The following is a 17153-nucleotide window of genomic DNA, read 5'->3' as shown; positions in this document are numbered from 1 at the left end:
GCGCGCGCGACGTGTGCGAGTGAGCCAACACGTACCTCTACATCCGTCAATCGGACCTGCACCGTACCGGCAGAACTTTTGCCCCTGACTTCGGTTGCCGGCATACCATTGCGCTCGGAGTGAGAGGCACTCGCGTTCACAGCGGAGTGTTCAGGCAATCGCGATGCATGGCAGCGATAAGGCCGGGCTGTAGGTCGGGCATTATCTCAGCTCACCGAGGAAACCATTGCGACAACCGCGCCCACAAGGGTCAGGACCTATGCCCGGCTTCTTTGAAAAATAAGCTGTAATTGAAAACATATGTGAAAGACTCTTGGCTCAGATGCCGATATCCAGCCACCTACTCTCGAGCGCGTTTGTTGCTTGTTTTTGGTTAGCCAAGTTCTGTTCGCGAAGGAGGCTACTATGCAAGCGATTAACGATGCCGGTTTTCATGCTGCCCTTGACGGAATTTTGGCGCGCTTTGGCGATCCTCAATTGAGCGCCCTCGAATTCGCCGCTTCCGTCCGATCTGAAATCGCCAATCACAACGGGTCCCATTTCACTCCTCCATTGCTTGCCCTACTGGATGGAATGGCAGAACGATTTGCTCAAAATCAATCGAATGGGGTCGTACCCGATAGGCAGATTACCAACAATAACGAGCCTCGCTCAGATGACCAAGCTTGCCCGCCAAACGGCAAGACCGACGATAACAACGAGGATCACGAGAACGACGGTCAATTGACCCCTGAGAACGTGGTCGTCCCAGACGGCTACTCGCTGCAGGCTTTTGCGACGGGGTTGACTTTTCCGACTGCGATCACGTTTTCCGATGGCCATGTCTGGGTGAGCGAGTCAGGTGCCACCCCAAATACGGTGCCCGAGATTGTGGAGATCGGACCGGATGGGCAGCCCATCCCGGTGCTCTCCAGCGACCAACTCCCCGCGGGGATGTTGGCGGGGCCGATCACAGACATCACTTTCCACGATGGCGAGATCTGGGTTGCACACCGGCAGGTCGGCGCCAACGATTGGCTGGTCGGCGCTATCTCGAAGTTCGACCCTACCGATCCGGTCGGCAGCTTTACGACCGTGTTGACGAACCTACCTTCAACTGGCGATCACTACGCTGAAGAGATCGCCTTCGACGCTTCAGGTCGCCTGTATTTCTCGCAGGGGAGCGCCACGAATTCGAGTGTTGTCGGACCGGACAACGAGCTCGTGGGCGGCTGGCTCACGCAATTTCCTGATTTCCACGATTTCGCGCCGCGCGACATCGTGTTGAACGGCACCGAATTTCACGCGCCCATTGCTGTGCCCGGGCTCAACCCAGAGAACCAGGTTACGGCGCCGTTCATGCCGTTTGGTTCGGGCCCGATCGCGCCAGGCACGGTGATACCCGCGGCCACGCCGGACTCGCCGCAGGAAGGAATGATTGCAGGTAACGCTGCAATCTATTCCTTTGATCCGACCGCGGATGACCCTGCGTCTACGCTGCGGCTCGAGGGTTGGGGATTCCGCAATCCGTTCGGCATCGGCTTTGACCCGCTCAACCCCGATTTGCTGTTTGCGACCAACAACGGCGCTGATATTCGGTCTGCTCCGCTGGATGGGCTGCAGGTGGTCGAGTCGCGGCCGATCGCGAACGATTTCGACGATCTGTTCGTCTTGAACCCGGGCGGGACAACGGAGTTTTTCGGATGGCCGGATTTCTTCCATGATCCGAATACGGGGGCTGTGCTGCCCGTCACCGATCCTCTGTTCGCGCAAGGCGAGCTTCCAATCCCGCCTCCTGGGTTTGTCCTGGATGAGGACTTCCGGAACACGCTGCAGGTCGAACCTGGCGTTGCCCAGTTCGAGTATCACTCATCGGCCAACAAATTCGACTTCTCGTCGAACGCTCAGTTCGGTTCGGTCGGAGATCTGTTCGTCGCCGAAACCGGTTCGTTCGTGCCGGTCACCGGGGCGCAGGACCTGGTCGGCTACAAGGTGGTCCAGGTGGATCCGACCACCGGATCCGTGACCGATTTCATCACGCACACGAGCAACACGGTGGAGGACATCTTCGACCCCAACGGATTCAATAAACCCATCGATGTGAAATTCCTGGACGGCACGATGTTCATCGTGGATTTCGGTGTGTTCGAGCCGGGGCTCAACCTGGCAGAACCCGGGACTGGAAAGGTGTGGATCCTCTCGCCGACCACCACCGATCCAAACGATCCGGCTCATCACCACGACGGTGCGAAGGTGCGCTGTTGGAACGGCGCCGCGAGGCAGCAGGCCATTGGCGGCGGAGCGACATTCTTGGACGGAATTGAGGCTGCAGCCGGCCCGTCGGAATAGAGACGGACGGGCTGACCGCAGGGTTGGCGATGGATAGCTAGCCAGAGGAGGTGGGAATTGCCCCGCTCGCTCTCCAGCTCCATTTCGCCCGATCTGGACGGGGACTCCGCGTCCGCATGGCGCGCGTGCCGCGGAGCCATGCTCGGGGTGGCGGTCATCAGCGCGTTGGTCAACGTGCTCTATCTCACCGGCTCCTTCTTCATGCTGCAGGTCTACGACCGAGTCCTGCCGAGTCGCAGCATTCCGACACTCCTCGGTCTCGCCGTACTGGCCCTTGGCCTCTACGCATTCCAGGGTATCCTGGACGTCGTGCGCGCCCGCGTGCTGGTCCGGCTCGGCGGTTGGCTGGACGAGGTGCTACGCTCGCGGGTTTACGACGTCATAATCCGATGGCCGCTCGAGGCCGTGTCATCAGGCGGGGATGGCTTGCAGCCGCTGCGCGATCTCGATCAGATGCGCGCCTTTCTCTCCGGCCCCGGTCTGATCGCGCTGTTCGACCTGCCATGGATACCTGTCTATCTCGGGATCTGCTACCTCTTTCACCCGTTAATCGGCGGGACGGCGCTCGCGGGCGCGCTGGTCCTAATTACCCTGACAGTTCTGGCCGACGTGCTGACGCGATCGCCCGCCCGGCAGGCTGAAACAAATACGGCCAAGCGCAACGCGCTCGCAGAAGCGAGCCGGCGCAATGCCGAGGTGCTGCGCGCGATGGGCATGGGCGTGCCTCTCTCACGATTGTGGGACCAAGCGAGCGCAGCCTGTTTGGCAAGCCAGCAACGCGCCGCCGACATCGGAAGCAGCCTCAGCGCGATCTCGAGGGTGCTCCGATTGATGCTGCAATCGGCGGTGCTCGGGGTGGGCGCCTATCTGGTGATCCATCAGGAGGCAACTGCCGGGATCATCATCGCAGGGTCGATCCTGACCGCACGAGCACTGGCGCCGGTCGAACTCGCGGTCGCGCATTGGAAAGGATTGGTGACGGCCCGACAAGGTCTGAAGCGGTTCAAACAATGGTCGACTTTTTTCACGGAGCGAGACCGGCCGACCGCACTTCCGCGGCCCTGCAAAGCGCTCGCGGTCGAGTCCGTTTCGGTGCTGCCCCCGGGCGAGCGTCGGTTCGTTGTTCAGGAGGTGTCATTTGCCCTGAAGGCGGGCCAGGCGCTCGGCATTATCGGCCCCAGCGCCTCCGGTAAGTCCTCGCTCGTGCGTGCGATTGTCGGTGTCTGGTCGCCTGCGCAAGGTACCGTACGGCTCGACGGTGCCGCGATCCAGCACTGGAGACCTGAATCGCTTGGTCGCCACGTCGGCTATCTGCCGCAGGATGTCGAGCTGTTTGCAGGTACCGTGGCCCAGAACATTGCTCGTTTCGAATCGGAGCCCGATCCCGCGGCCATTATCGAGGCAGCCGAGGCCGCCAACATCCATGAGCTCATTCTCCGCCTGCCCGACGGCTATGACACGCGGATCGGCGAGGGGGGCATATATCTGTCGGCCGGCCAGCGCCAGAGAGTGGCTTTGGCGCGAGCCCTGTACCGCAATCCGTTCTTGGTTGTGCTTGATGAGCCCAGCTCCAATCTTGACGGCGAAGGAGACCAGGCCCTCACTCGCGCAATCATGGCAGTTCGTGAGCGGGGTGGCATCGCCATTGTCGTCGCACACCGTGCGGGCGCGCTCGCAACCGTCGATCAACTGCTGGTCATGGCGGAAGGGCGCATGCGAGCGGTGGGAGCAAGGGACCAGATCGCACGAAGGCTCTTTGCGCCGAAGCCAGTACAGCCCGTATCTCTCGAAAGCCCCGCTGAGGAGGCCACTCAATGAGTGCTGCGCTCACAAGCCAGGCGCTGCCCGCGATCCGCCGTCAGCTTCGCATTGGGATCGCAGCGGCCATCGTTCTGGTTGGAGGCCTCGGTAGTTGGGCGGCGACAACCGAACTCGCGGGCGCCGTTGTTGCGCCTGGCAGCATTGTAGTCGACTCGAACGTAAAGAAGGTGCAACACCCGACTGGGGGCGTCGTCGGTGAGCTGCGTGTGCGTGAGGGGCATGCCGTCAAAGCCGGTGACATCCTGGTACGTCTTGATGAAACCGTCACGCGCGCTAACTTGGCTGTTGTCGTCAAGAACCTAACCGAACTCACGGCTCGTCGAGCCCGTTTCGAGGCGGAACGGGACGGCAGCGAAGCTGTGACATTCGCGGATGAGCTCGAAGAACGGTCTTCCGACCCGGTCGTCGCGGCCGTCCTGAAAGGGGAGCGCACCCAATTTGAAGTTCGCCGCGCTGCCCGCGCGGGGCAGAAGGCGCAGCTTCATGAGCGCGTTGGCCAAGTGCAGGAGCAGATCCGTGGGATGAGCGAGCAGGTCACCGCCAAGCACCGTGAGATCGAGCTCATCAACCAGGAGCTCGATGGCGTTCGACAGCTGTGGCGCAGCAAGCTTGTGCCCATCACCCGGGTCACGGCATTGGAACGCGACGCAGCACGGCTGCACGGCGAGCGAGGCGCGCTGATGTCCTCCATCGCGGAGGCGAAAGGCAAGATCAGTGAGACGGCGCTGCAGATACTCCAGATCGACCAGGACCTGCGCAGCGAGGTTGGAAAAGAACTCGGCGAGATCCGGGCCAAGATCTCGGAGCTGGTGGAAAAGCGGATCGCGGCCGAGGACCAGCTGATGCGCATCGATATTCGCGCGCCACAAGATGGCCGCGTGCACCAGCTTTCCGTGCACACGCTGGGCGGTGTGATCAACCCGGGCGATGCCATCATGTTGATCGTGCCCGAGAGCGAGCCGTTGCTCGTCGAAGCCAGAATTGCGCCGCAAGACATCGACCAGATTCGGGTCGGTCAGCGCGCGCTGCTCCGTTTCGCAGCATTCAATCTACGCAAGACGCCCGAGCTGAATGGTACGGTGGTTGAGGTTGCGGCCGACGTCACGCAGGACTCAAAAACTGGAGCGGGCTACTACACCATACGAGTCAGTCTGCCAAATGACGAGATGGCGGGGCTCTACGGCCTCAAGCTCGTGCCAGGAATGCCGGTCGAGGCGTTCATCCAGACCGGCGAGCGCACGGCGCTATCATACCTCGTCAAGCCGATTTCGGATCAGATCATGAAAGCATGGCGCGAGCGATAGGGCTCTGCCCGGAGGCTCACGATATCTCTCGCCCCGCTTTAGGTATCAGCACAGTAGTTCCGCTATGCACACTAGTTCCGCTGTTCGTTCCTAGCCGGCGCGAACGTAGCCGTAGCGCAGGTTCGAAGGTTGCTTCGAAGCTTGCGTGTACTCGTTCTTGAGCGCCGCGAGGCGGTCCTCGGAAAAGACCGGCATCATGAGCCAGCAGCGTTCCCCCGCGGACGGAGGAAGGGACAAAAGCGAAGACATCAAAAAAGATGTTCGGCGCAATATTTCTATCAAAGGTTTCTTAATCATACGCCCATTACTGAGTGGTAAACGGCCTGCCCACAGAAGCCTCCGATCGTGGCAGACCACCAATTTCCAGCAAACAAGCGGTAATGAGCGCCATACCCCGGCCAAAACAACCTGAACGGTGGCGGCACAAACTCATCCGCAATCTGCTCTACGGGCGCAATGTCGATCGCGCCGCGAAGGCACGCGCGCGTGTTGGCCTCGCAATGCTGGCCTTTGCTGCGGTCTACGCTATGATCGGCGGGCGGCTCGTGATGTTCGCGATCGGCGCCGACGCCCACAGTGCGCGTCGCGCGGCCTCGCAGGAGGTGGTTGCGACCGCGCGGCCCGACATCGTCGACCGCAACGGTGAGATCCTCGCCACCGACGTCAAGGCCGGCAGCTTGTTCGGCGAGCCGCGCCGCATCATCGACAAGGATGAGGCGATCGAGCTTTTGACCGGCACCGTGCCCGACCTCGACGAAGCCGAGGTGCGCGAGCGCCTGTCGTCGCGCAAGGGCTTCGTCTGGCTGAAGCGCGAGATCACGGCGAAGCAGCAGCAGGACATCCACAAGCTCGGCCTGCCCGGCATCGGATTCCTGCGCGAGAACAAGCGCGTTTACCCGACCGGCAACGAGGTCGCCCACCTCATTGGTCTGGTCAACATCGACAACCAGGGCATCGCCGGCATGGAGAAGTGGCTCGACAATCAGGGCCTCGCCGATCTCCACCGCGCCGGCTTTGCCATCGACCGGTTGCAGGAGCCGATCGAGCTGTCGGTCGATTTGCGCGTCGAGCACGCGCTGCGCGACGAGCTGCTCAAGGCCAAGGAGAAGTTCCACACCAAGGCGGCCTCCGGCCTCGTGACCAATGTGAACACCGGCGAAATCATTGCGATGGTGTCGGTGCCGGATTTCGACCCGAACAATCCGAAGGAAGCCCATGATCCCGATCGCATCAACCGCCTGACCACCGGCGTCTACGAGATGGGCTCGACCTTCAAGGCGTTCACGCTCGCGATGGCGCTCGACACCGGAAAATACGGCCTCGATTCGCTGTGGGATGCACGCGGACCGCTGCACTATGGCAAGTTCGCGATCCATGACGACGAGCCGAAGGGGCGCTTCCTCAACATGAAAGAGGTGTTCACCTTCTCCTCCAACGTCGGCGCGGCGCGCATCGCGCTGTCGCAGGGCGTGGAGGCGCACAAGGCGTTCCTCCGCAAGATGGGGCAGCTCGAGCGGCTACGCACCGAGCTGCCGGAAAGCGCCTCGCCGATCCTGCCGCGGCGTTGGAGCGAGCTGAATACCATCACCATCGCATTCGGTCACGGCATGGCGGTCGCGCCGTTGCAGGCCGTGATGGGCGTGAGCGCGCTCGCGAATGGCGGCCTTCTGATTCCTCCGACCTTCCTCAAGCGCTCCGAGGAGGAGGCGCGGGCGATCGCAAAGCGCGTGATCAAGTCCGAGACCTCGGACAAGATGCGGTTCCTGATGCGGCTAAACGCAGAGATCGGCACCGCCAAGAGGGCGAATGTTTCCGGTTACTACATTGGCGGCAAGACCGGCACTGCGGAAAAGGTGGTCAACGGCCGCTATGCCAAGAAGCGGGTGCTGACGGCGTTCACTGCCATCCTGCCGGCGGACAAGCCGAAATACCAGCTCCTGATCATGCTCGACGAGCCGCAGCCGCTGAAGGAGACTTACGGCCAGATCGCGTCGGGCTGGAACGCCGTTCCGACCGCGGGCAATGTCATCGCCCGTATCGGACCGCTTCTCGGAATCGAGCCACGGTTCGACCTACCGCCTGCGGACCGCCTTATTCTTGCAGCTTCAACAGCGCGCCAGTAGGAAAAGAACGCGGCAGCGGCGCATTGATGAGTCCGCAGTACTGGCGATTGTGCTCGCTAACAAGCTCGCCCGGATCGCCTGCGGCTGGCGCTGAGCCCTGGTGAGGCTCATGACGTTAGACTTGCTGAAAAACTACTATCTCGTTTGAAATCCGGGTCAATGCTGCTTGCCGACCGTGGCTATGACGCCGATTGGATTAGGGAGCTTGCCATGAAGAAGGGCGCGTGGGCCAGCATCCCGCCGAAAAGTAATCGCAGCGATCCGATCTGCTTCAGCCCGTATCTCTACCGCGCTCGCAACCGGGTCGAGCGGTTCTTCAACAGGATCAAACAATGCCGTCGGGTCGCAACGCGCTATGACAAACTGGCAGCGAACTATCTCGCTTTCGTTCAGCTTGCCTCGATCAGGCTATGGCTTCGTGTTAATGAGTCCACGTCCTCTAGACTAGAATTTCATTCTTCAGTTTGTCGTCTAAGTTGAGGGCGCTTGCGAGGCTCACGATACCTCTCGCCCCGCTTAGGTCCCAGCACACTAGTTCCGCTGTTCGTTCCTAGCCGGCGCGAACGTAGCCGTAGCGCAGGTTCGAAGGTTGCTTCGAAGCTTGCGTGTACTCGTTTTTGAGCGCCGCGAGGCGGTCCTCGGAAAAGGCCGGCATCCTGGTATTCTCGGCCGCCTTCAGCTTGATCTTGTAGAATCTGGTTGCGTTGCCCGCGAAGATCATCTGCTTGGTAGCGCTGTTGGCATCGCCAAGCGCCGCAAAGCCGTATTTCTTCTGCATATCCTCGGGGATTTCGAGCCGGCGCAGCGCCTCGATTTGCCACTGTGGTGAACCGTACCAGACCGAGTCGGTGCCCCACATGACGTGGTCAACACCCATCCCCTTTATCAGCGTGCCGATCAGTGCGGCGCAGAACTTCGGATGCGCCACCGCCGAGTTGGCAAAGGACGTGCCGAGCTCGGCATAGACGTTGGCGACGCCGAACTTCTGCGGGATTTCCGCGAGATCGGTGGCCCACTGGATACGGCCGGTCTGCTCGAAATCCGCCCACGCCTTGTCCGGCAGCTCGAGGAACGGCCGCAGCGCCGAGTGATAGATCACGAAGTTCATCTGCGGCCAATCCTTCGCGGCTTTTCCGATGTCCCACGCCGTTGCATATTCCCAGACGCCTGCGAACGACTTCTCATAATCGGGCGGCAGCAACCCCTTGTGGATGCACAGCGTGTTGATGCCGGCTTTCACTGCTTTCTCGTAGAACGGATACATCACCTGCTCGTCGTCGAGCCGCCACGGGAACTTCGAGGGCGCCAGCGGATCGCCAATCGTGTAGGATTTCCAGGAATCCGGTTTGTAGACCTCGATCGCTTTGTCCACCTCGTCCATCCAGCCGGGTTGCTTGGGCGTGATGACGCTATGCGCCAGCAGGCGGCGCGAACCGGCGAAGTCGTTGATCAGTTCTCGCGCTTTGACGATCTGCTCATTGGACAGCAACCACCAGCTCGGGTCGTCGAAGGGCGCGCCACTCAGGAGCGCCATGTTGGTATCGCTGTCGTAGTAGATCTCTTTCACATAATTCTGGAACTTGTAGCGGGCGAGCGAAGAGACGCCTTCCTCCTTCATCTTCGGATTCCAGTGCTGGCTCGCAAAGTCCGCCAGCCCCAACAGCTCCTTATGATCGAAGTCGTCCCGCACGAAATGAGTCTGGACGTCGAAAATGAATTGGCCTGCGAGGCTCTGCGCGCGGGCCAGCATCAGCTCGGGCTCCCGGGCTTCAGCGGGCGCGACCTGGAAAACATTGCCGTAGATGTCGTTCATGGCGAGGAACGCTGCCGCCATGCCGCAGCTCGTATGCAAGAACTGCCTGCGGCTCAAGCCGAGGTGCCTGCCGTTAACATCAGCGAGCTCGTTGATCCGTGCCTCGACTTTCTTTTGCGTATCGCTCTGCGGGGGCGGGAGATACTCGCCATTGGAGACAATCTGGGTCGGGATAGGCGTTGCCGCCGATGCCGCCTCCGCGCCTGCGACGAGACGCTGTTCTCGCTCACTAAGCCAGGTGCTCATTGTTCTCCTCCCGTTTGTTGGCCGTCGAACGTACTAAGCGCGCATGAGGCGCGTGTGGCTACTCCCAATCAGTTGGCAGGACCGACTAGCGTACCTCTCCGGTTCAGCTACGCATGAAGCCATCACGCGCCCCAAGCCTAGGCGAAACTCTGCATCGCTTCATCCTGCTAGAGCGGCAGGCATACCGATAAGCCATTTGCAGTTGTGGGTATCCGCGCTGATTCAATGCTCAAACTTCCATTCGCGCAAGCGATGTGATCCGACAGTCACGCTGTCCCAACGCCGCATCATCATTATTTCATCTGATCGATTTCAGCCGAAGGGAAAGGCTCGTTGCTCAAAATGGACTGCGTCGGCTCATGCCGTCGAGCCGAACACCGCAGCAGCGGCTGCCATCGCGATGCCAAGAGAGCTCAGTCCGCTTTCCCCTACGGCGACCAAGTTGGTGCGGCAGTCGGATGCGCCAAGAGCGGATGGGCGCATCAGAGCTGTTTGGTGAAATGATAACGCCGAATACCACCGCCCAGAGATTTGTTGCTGGTTGCCACGGCCATTTCTTCGCGAACCAATTGATATCCGGAGGCCCTGTAAAGTGATAGTGCGTCGCGCTGCAGCTCGGACGTGCTGAGATCCATCCGGGGACGATTGCGTTTGCGGCACTCGTCTTCCGCAAACCTCAACATCCGTCGTGCGATGCCGCGGCGTCGGGCATCCGGATGGACGTACATGCGACGCAATTCCATCGCCCCCGGCGATGAAGGTTCAAGTCCAAACATCCCAATGACTTTTTCGCCGCCAACCGCGACCCAAAAACCGCCTTGCCGACATTCGTAATACTGGCTGATCTGACCAATTTCCTCATTCAATGACGTTGCAATGTACGCTTCAAACGCTTCCGCCATGTGGGCAGGCGCGAGCAGTCGATTTACGATAACGAATAGGAGTCGGACCTGCTCCGCGTCCTCTTCAGTGAAAGGGCGAATGATGATCGAGGGCTCCAGCTGATTACCCCTCATGCTCGTCGTATTCGCGGGCAGGATCGGACCGCCGCTCGACACTATCAATTCAGCCAATCCCCGGCAATTTCTGCAAATCTGGCCGTTTAGCCGCCGAGCCCACCGCGTTCGAAGCCCGGCGGCAACCCGACGCGCGTCGCGGGTTCAGCCCCAAGATGCAGCAGCTGGTCGGCGGAGCCGTTCTGGACATTCGCAGTGTCGTTGCAGACAAGGACGAAAGGCTGGTGAGGGCGGCAAGCTCCTTGCCGAGCCCGACATCCGTATCTTTGGACGCTGGCATAATACCCCTGTTTTGCCCGACGCGTCAAACTAGCTTCGAAAAATACGAAGTGCATTTGGAGTCAAAGGGTTGGCTACTGTGCATGGGGTTGTTTTTCAGTTTTTTAGTTGGCGCCTGTGATTGCATGGCGTTCGCAAGCAAAAGGGCCGCCCTTTCGGGCGGCCCTTTCTTCTCTTGTGCGCCAGGCACGGCGCGGAGCGCCGTGACTGGCGCGATTTGATTGGAGTGGTGTCCGATCGATGACTTGGAGGTGAGAGTCCTCTACGGACCCTGGTGATGGGAACCGTTAGCCGAACAGCAAGGGCGTCGTCGCGAGGCGGGGTCTGAAGGAAGCTGTAAGCAAAGTGCCGGCCTGACGAACAGGAAGCGCATAGGAGGCGTCCGCATCCGGGCGAGGGAGCAAGAATTCCCGAAGCCCAATATCACCCGGAGGATGCGGCCGTAGATGCGACAGGTACATGGCACGAAGGTCACGCGACTAACCCTGGGAGATCTGTCGTCCTGCCCCCGGCAACGGGTGTGCTACCGGCGCCGCAAGGCGTCGGGATGGGGCGGCAGAAGTCAGCAGAGGCCGTAGTAGCCGGCAGACCAAGCCGGTGAAGGGCCGAACGTCGAGTACCGGAGGAGGCCGGTCTGTCGATGGTGGAAGCAGATGCAGACGATGGCGCTGAGATGCGTCATGCCCGCTCCGAGGGCAGCGGCCGGAAGCCGCCAGAGCAGGAGGCGGGTGCATCAAACATCGCGGCAAGATCGCAACCTTCCCCTCCGGAGGTGGAAGTGCGGCTGATAGAGAAGATCGTCAGCCGAGCGAACATGATGGCGGCTTACCATCGGGTGGTGGCGAACAAGGGCGCCGCGGGCATCGATCGGATGACTGTGGAGCAGTTGCAGCCGTATCTGAAGGAGCATTGGCTGCGCATCAAGGAAGAACTGCTGGAAGGCCGCTATCGGCCGCAGCCGGTGCGCGGGGTGGAAATCCCCAAGCCCGGTGGAGGGATGCGCCAATTGGGCATCCCGACGGTGGTGGATCGGTTGATCCAGCAGGCGATGCATCAGGTGCTGATGCCGCTGTTCGATCCAGGCTTCTCCAAGGCTTCGTACGGCTTCCGTCCGGGGCGCAGCGCGCACGATGCGGTGCGTGCCGCGCGAACGCACGTGGCCGAGGGCCGACGCTTCGTCGTCGACCTTGATCTGGAGAAGTTCTTCGACCGGGTGAACCATGATGTGCTGATGGCACGAGTGGCCCGCCGGGTCGCGGACAGGCGGGTGCTGCGGGTGATCCGCCGCTACCTGCAGGCTGGATTGATGACGGGTGGGATCACGACGGCACGGAGCGAAGGCACGCCGCAAGGCGGTCCTCTGTCACCGCTGCTGTCGAACATCCTGCTCGATGACCTGGACAAGGAGCTCGAGCGACGAGGCCACGCCTTCTGCCGTTACGCCGACGACTGCAACATCTATGTGCGGACGCGGCGGGCCGGCGAGCGGGTGATGGCGTCGATCACGCGCTTCCTGACCGAGCAGCTGCGGCTCAAGGTCAACGCAGCAAAGAGTGCTGTTGACCATCCCTGGGCGCGTACCTTCCTCGGTTACACCATGACCGCTCACAAGCAACCGCGCCTGCGGGTCGCGGCCAAGAGTGTGCAGCGGTTGCGGAGCAAGCTGAGGACGACGTTGCGCCAAGGGCGCGGACGAACCCTGGCATCGACTGTCAGAGCCCTAACCCCCATCCTGCGCGGCTGGCTGCAATACTTCCGGCTGGCGGAGGCCAAAGGGGTGTTCGAGGAGCTCGACGGCTGGATGCGGCGCAAATTGCGCTGCGTCCTCTGGCGCCAGTGGAAGCGACCGCGGACACGCCGCAAGCGCTTGATGCAACGCGGGCTCGATCCGGAGCGGGCATGGCGGTCGGCCTCCAACGGCCGAGGCCCCTGGTGGAACGCCGGGGCCAGCCACATGAACGATGCCTATCGCGCCGCCTTCTTCACGCAACTCGGCTTGCCGTCTCTCATCGAACTGCACCGCCATCTCAATCGTGCTTGACGAACCGCCGTATACGGAACCGTACGTACGGTGGTGTGGGAGGGGGAAGCCGCGAGGCTTCCTCCTACCCGATTCAAGGCGGCGTCGCTTACTCCGCGGCCTGCTTCTGCGGCGGATCGAGCGCGCCGGACTTGTGGATGTCGGCGACCTGATGATCGCTGAAGCCGAGCACCGAGCGCAGGATCTCGTCGGTGTGCTCGCCGAGCAGCGGCGAGCGGGTCACTTCGGCCGGGCTATCCGACAGCTTGATCGGGTTGCCGACGGAGATGTACTTGCCGCGGGTGGGGTGATCGACCTCGACGACGGTGCCGGTCGCGCGCAGCGACTGGTCTTCCGCGATCTCCTTCATCGACAGGATCGGACCGCAGGGGATGTCGTCCTTGTTGAGGATCTCCATCGCCTCGAACTTGGTCTTCGTCATCGTCCACTGTTCGATGCGGGCGAAGATCTCGTTGAGCCGCGGCAGGCGGGCGACAGGCTTGGCGTAGTTCGGATCGGTCTTCCAGGAGGGCTCGCCGATGACGTCGCAGATCTTCTCCCAGACCGGAGCCTGGGTGATGAAGTAGATGTAGGCATTGGGATCGGTCTCCCAGCCCTTGCACTTCAGGATGCGGCCGGGCTGGCCGCCGCCGGAATCGTTGCCGGCGCGCGGCACGGCATCGCCGAACGGCACGCCTTCGCCGAACTGGCTGTATTCCTTGAGCGGACCATGAGCGAGGCGCTGCTGGTCGCGCAGCTTGACGCGGCAGAGGTTGAGCACGCCGTCCTGCATCGCGGCGGTGACGCGCTGGCCCTTGCCCGAATGCGTGCGCTGATAGAGCGCGGTGACGATGCCGAGTGCGAGGTGCAGGCCGGTGCCGCTATCGCCGATCTGCGCGCCGGTGACGAGCGGCAGGCCGTCGCGGAAGCCGGTGGTGGAGGCGGCGCCGCCGGTGCACTGCGCGACGTTCTCGTAGACCTTGCAGTCTTCGTAAGGGCCAGGGCCAAAGCCCTTGATCGAGGCGACGATCATCTTCGGGTTGATCTGCTGGATCTTCTCCCAGGGGAAGCCCATGCGGTCGAGCACGCCGGGGCCGAAATTCTCGACCAGCACGTCGCACTTCTTGATCAACTCGGTGAGGACTTCCTTGCCCTTGGGGTTCTTGGTGTCGAGCGTGATCGAGCGCTTGTTGTGGTTGAGCATGGTGAAATACAGGCTGTCCACGTTCGGGATGTCCTGTAGCTGGCCGCGGGTGATGTCACCCACGCCCGGACGTTCCACCTTGATCACGTCGGCGCCGAACCAGGCCAGCAGCTGCGTGCAGGTCGGTCCGGACTGGACGTGGGTGAAGTCGAGAATGCGAACGCCCGTGAGCGCCTTGGTCATCGTGTTGCTCCGTACTCTGTCTGCCCCTGCTAACCACAGGGAATAAGGGTTGAAGGGGTGGACTTACTTCTTCTTCTGCAGAACGCTCTGCGGATTGAGGTTGCCGATGCGGCCGCTCTCGGAGCCCGCAGCGGGATCGATCACGGCGTTGATGAGTGTCGGCTTGCCGGATTTCATCGCCTCATTGACGGCGCGCTTGAGTTCATCCGGCGAGGTCGCGTTCACGCCGACGCCGCCGAAGGCTTCCATCATCTTGTCGTAGCGCGCGCCCTTCACGAACACGGTGGTCGCCGGATCGGAATTGGCGCCGTTGACATCGGTGCCGCGATAGATGCCGTCGTTATTGAAGATCACGACGCAGATCGGCAGGTTGTAGCGGCAGATCGTCTCGACCTCCATGCCGGAGAAGCCGAACGCCGAGTCGCCTTCCACCGCTAGCACGGGGTTGCCGGTCTCGAGCGCGGCCGCGATCGCCTGGCCCATGCCGATGCCCATCACGCCCCAGGTGCCGACGTCGAGACGCTTGCGCGGGCGGTACATGTCGATGACGCCACGGGCGAGGTCGAGCGTGTTGGCGCCTTCGTTGACGAGGATCGCCTCGGGGTACTCCTTGATGACGTTCTTCAAGACGCCGAGCGCGCCGTGATAGTCCATCGGCGACTTGTTGTTCATGAGCTTCGGCGCCATCTTGGCGACGTTCTCTTCGCGCTTGGTCGAGATGGCCTTGGTCCAGTCGGCCGGCGGCGCAGTCCAGCTCGAGCCCATCGCCTGGTTGAAGGCGGAGACCACCGAGCCGATGTCGCCGACGACGGGCGCGACGATCTCGACGTTGGAGTCCATTTCCTTCGGCTCGATGTCGACCTGGATGAATTTCTTCGGCGCTTCGCCCCAGCTCTTGCCCTTGCCGTGCGAGAGCAGCCAGTTCAGCCGCGCGCCGATCAGCATGACGACGTCGGACTCCTTCAGCACGGTCGAGCGGGCCGCACCGGCGCACTGCGGATGGGTGTCGGGGAGCAGGCCTTTGGCCATGCTCATCGGCAGGAAGGGCACGCCGCTCTTCTCGACGAAGTTTTTGATCTCTTCATCGGCCTGCGCGTAGGCGGCGCCCTTGCCGAGGATGATGAGCGGACGCTTCGCGCTCTTCAGAACATCAAGCGCACGCTTCACGGAAGCGGGCGAGGGGATTTGCGCGGGCGCCGCGTCGATCACCTTGACCAGCGACTTCTGGCCGGCTTCGGCGTTCATCACCTGGCCGAACAGCTTTGCCGGCAGGTCGAGATAGACGCCGCCCGGACGGCCCGAAACCGCGGCGCGAATGGCGCGGGCGAAGCCGATGCCGATGTCCTGGGCGTGCAGCACGCGATAGGCCGCCTTGCACAGCGGCTTCGCGATCGCGAGCTGGTCCATCTCCTCGTAGTCGCCCTGCTGGAGGTCGACGATCTCGCGCTCGGAGGAGCCCGAGATCAGGATCATCGGATAGCAGTTGGTGGTCGCGTGTGCGAGCGCGGTGAGACCGTTGAGGAAGCCCGGCGCGGAGACTGTGAGGCAGACGCCGGGTTTCTTGGTGAGATAGCCGGCGATGCCGGCGGCGTAGCCGGCGTTCTGCTCGTGGCGGAAGGAGATCACGCGAATACCTGCGGCCTGCGCCATGCGGCCCAAATCCGTGATCGGGATGCCCGGCACGTTATAGATGGTGTTGATGCCGTTCAGCTTGAGCGCGTCGATGACGAGATGGAAGCCATCCGTCAGTTCCTGCTCGGTGCCCGGTGCTTCGGACTTGGTCGCGGTATTCAGCATGGGCCTTGTCTCCCTGGTCTCAAGGTCGTTGGGGCGAATTGTTCGCCCTTCTGGTGAACGTTGCTAGGTAAAGAGTTCCTGGCCGTGCGCTTCGACGTAAGCGGCAAGGCCGAGGGTGTGATCGCGGGCGCGCTTCTCGGCGAGCTCGGTGTCGCGCGCTTCCAGCGCTTCGATGATGCCGAGATGTTCGGGCAGCGAGGTCGCGGTGCGGTCCTTGCGACCGATGGTCAGCTGGCGATAGCCGCGCACGTGCAAGAGGAGGTCGTTGGTGAGATCGACCAGCACGGGGGATTCCGACAGCGAGATCAGCGCCTGGTGGAAGGCGATGTTGGCCTTGGAGTATTCCTCGACATGATCCTCGGGCCGGCGGTCCTTGCCGAAATCCTTGAAGAAGTCGCGCAGCGCGGTGATGTCCTTCTTGCGTGCGGTGGTGGTGATGAGGCGAGCGGCCATGCTCTCCAGCGCCGCCCAGGCGCGGATCATGTCGACGATCTCGCTCTTGGTCCTGCGCACCACCATGATGCCGCGGCGCGGCACCGTCTTCACGAAACCGTCCTGCTCGAGCATCGCGATGGCTTCGCGGATCGGCGTGCGGCTGACGCCGAGGCGTTCGGACAGCGCGCGCTCGTCGAGCATCACCGGCTCGGGCGTCGAGTAGATGTCCATCTTGAGGATGGCTTCCTTCAAGGCGTCATACGCCTTGTTCTTGAAGCTGCTCTCCGGGGCAATACGAACGATTGCGATGTCTGCCTCGGCCATGTTCGGCAACGCCTTGGTTGGTTTCCGTAGTGACACGACGAATCTCCTCCAGTGGGAGTCGTCTTTTACAGGAATATTAACGGGAAAGTTTTTGGCATACCACATGCCAGAATGTCAAGCTGCCTATTTTTTGCGGCGTTCCAGGGCACGCACCAGCTTGACAAGTTGGCTTCTGGCATACCAAATGCCATCGCCAGCCATTTTTGATCCAAGCCGGCGGAGTAGTCTTGGGCTTTATGCCCCTCCGTTCCGTCGCATGG

Annotated in this window: 10 protein-coding genes and 1 pseudogene; 6 read left to right on the top strand and 5 right to left on the bottom strand. The window is 61.8% G+C overall.

What is annotated here, in order from left to right; genetic code table 11:
* Nucleotides 1–405: 405 nt before the first annotated feature.
* The 5 genes and pseudogenes from P6U29_RS27565 to P6U29_RS27545 form a co-directional block, all read left to right on the top strand.
* On the top strand, nt 406–2328 hold the full coding sequence (locus tag P6U29_RS27565; RefSeq protein WP_407113285.1) for a PQQ-dependent sugar dehydrogenase: 1923 nt from the start codon (nt 406–408) through the stop codon (nt 2326–2328).
* Between the two features lie 138 nt (nt 2329–2466).
* Nucleotides 2467–4146: a type I secretion system permease/ATPase gene (locus P6U29_RS27560; protein ID WP_407119434.1), complete on the top strand. Its 1680-nt coding sequence runs from the start codon at nt 2467–2469 to the stop codon at nt 4144–4146.
* Entirely contained in the window at nt 4143–5453 is a 1311-nt protein-coding gene (locus P6U29_RS27555; RefSeq protein ID WP_407113284.1) for an HlyD family type I secretion periplasmic adaptor subunit, read from the top strand. The genes P6U29_RS27560 and P6U29_RS27555 overlap by 4 nt, the downstream gene beginning before the upstream one ends.
* Nucleotides 5454–5833: 380 nt before the next feature.
* Nucleotides 5834–7576 carry a peptidoglycan D,D-transpeptidase FtsI family protein gene (locus P6U29_RS27550; RefSeq protein ID WP_407113282.1) on the top strand — a complete coding sequence of 581 codons (1743 nt, stop codon included), beginning with the start codon at nt 5834–5836 and terminating at the stop codon, nt 7574–7576.
* Nucleotides 7577–7654: 78 nt separating this feature from the next.
* Nucleotides 7655–8056: pseudogene (locus P6U29_RS27545) on the top strand (IS5 family transposase); the annotation flags it as partial.
* A 70-nt stretch (nt 8057–8126) separates the two neighbouring features.
* Here the strand turns inward: P6U29_RS27545 and P6U29_RS27540 are convergent.
* Nucleotides 8127–9635: an amidohydrolase family protein gene (locus P6U29_RS27540; RefSeq protein ID WP_407113280.1), complete on the bottom strand. Its 1509-nt coding sequence runs from the start codon at nt 9633–9635 to the stop codon at nt 8127–8129.
* Nucleotides 9636–10117: 482 nt separating this feature from the next.
* Complete coding sequence (locus tag P6U29_RS27535; protein WP_407113278.1) at nt 10118–10708, bottom strand: GNAT family N-acetyltransferase; 591 nt, start codon at nt 10706–10708, stop codon at nt 10118–10120.
* 862 nt (nt 10709–11570) lie between these two features.
* Between P6U29_RS27535 and ltrA the strand changes: the two genes are divergently transcribed.
* The gene (gene ltrA, locus P6U29_RS27530) at nt 11571–12971 is read left to right on the top strand and encodes a group II intron reverse transcriptase/maturase (protein ID WP_407112384.1); all 1401 of its coding nucleotides are present in this window, start codon (nt 11571–11573) and stop codon (nt 12969–12971) included.
* An 88-nt stretch (nt 12972–13059) separates the two neighbouring features.
* Here the strand turns inward: ltrA and frc are convergent, their stop codons facing one another.
* The 3 genes from frc to P6U29_RS27515 form a co-directional block, all read right to left on the bottom strand.
* Nucleotides 13060–14337, bottom strand: coding sequence for a formyl-CoA transferase (frc, locus tag P6U29_RS27525; protein ID WP_407113276.1), 1278 nt, complete (start codon nt 14335–14337; stop codon nt 13060–13062).
* A 63-nt stretch (nt 14338–14400) separates the two neighbouring features.
* Nucleotides 14401–16134, bottom strand: a complete 1734-nt coding sequence (gene oxc / locus P6U29_RS27520; protein WP_407113274.1) for an oxalyl-CoA decarboxylase — start codon at nt 16132–16134, stop codon at nt 14401–14403.
* A 63-nt stretch (nt 16135–16197) separates the two neighbouring features.
* Entirely contained in the window at nt 16198–16893 is a 696-nt protein-coding gene (locus P6U29_RS27515) for a GntR family transcriptional regulator (RefSeq protein WP_407119433.1), read from the bottom strand.
* Between the last annotated feature and the right edge of the window lie 260 nt (nt 16894–17153).

Source organism: Bradyrhizobium sp. LMG 9283, from assembly GCF_045571415.1.
GTDB lineage: Bacteria > Pseudomonadota > Alphaproteobacteria > Rhizobiales > Xanthobacteraceae > Bradyrhizobium.
This window is presented reverse-complemented; position numbering and strand designations above follow the sequence as displayed.

Coding starts and splice junctions, on each gene's coding strand:
- oxc (WP_407113274.1), bottom strand. CDS start 16,134: ATGCTGAATACCGCGACCAAGTCCGAAGCACCGGGCACCGAGCAGGAA.
- frc (WP_407113276.1), bottom strand. CDS start 14,337: ATGACCAAGGCGCTCACGGGCGTTCGCATTCTCGACTTCACCCACGTC.
- P6U29_RS27540 (WP_407113280.1), bottom strand. CDS start 9,635: ATGAGCACCTGGCTTAGTGAGCGAGAACAGCGTCTCGTCGCAGGCGCG.
- P6U29_RS27565 (WP_407113285.1), top strand. CDS start 406: ATGCAAGCGATTAACGATGCCGGTTTTCATGCTGCCCTTGACGGAATT.
- P6U29_RS27560 (WP_407119434.1), top strand. CDS start 2,467: ATGCTCGGGGTGGCGGTCATCAGCGCGTTGGTCAACGTGCTCTATCTC.
- P6U29_RS27555 (WP_407113284.1), top strand. CDS start 4,143: ATGAGTGCTGCGCTCACAAGCCAGGCGCTGCCCGCGATCCGCCGTCAG.
- P6U29_RS27550 (WP_407113282.1), top strand. CDS start 5,834: ATGAGCGCCATACCCCGGCCAAAACAACCTGAACGGTGGCGGCACAAA.
- ltrA (WP_407112384.1), top strand. CDS start 11,571: ATGGTGGAAGCAGATGCAGACGATGGCGCTGAGATGCGTCATGCCCGC.
- P6U29_RS27515 (WP_407119433.1), bottom strand. CDS start 16,893: ATGGCCGAGGCAGACATCGCAATCGTTCGTATTGCCCCGGAGAGCAGC.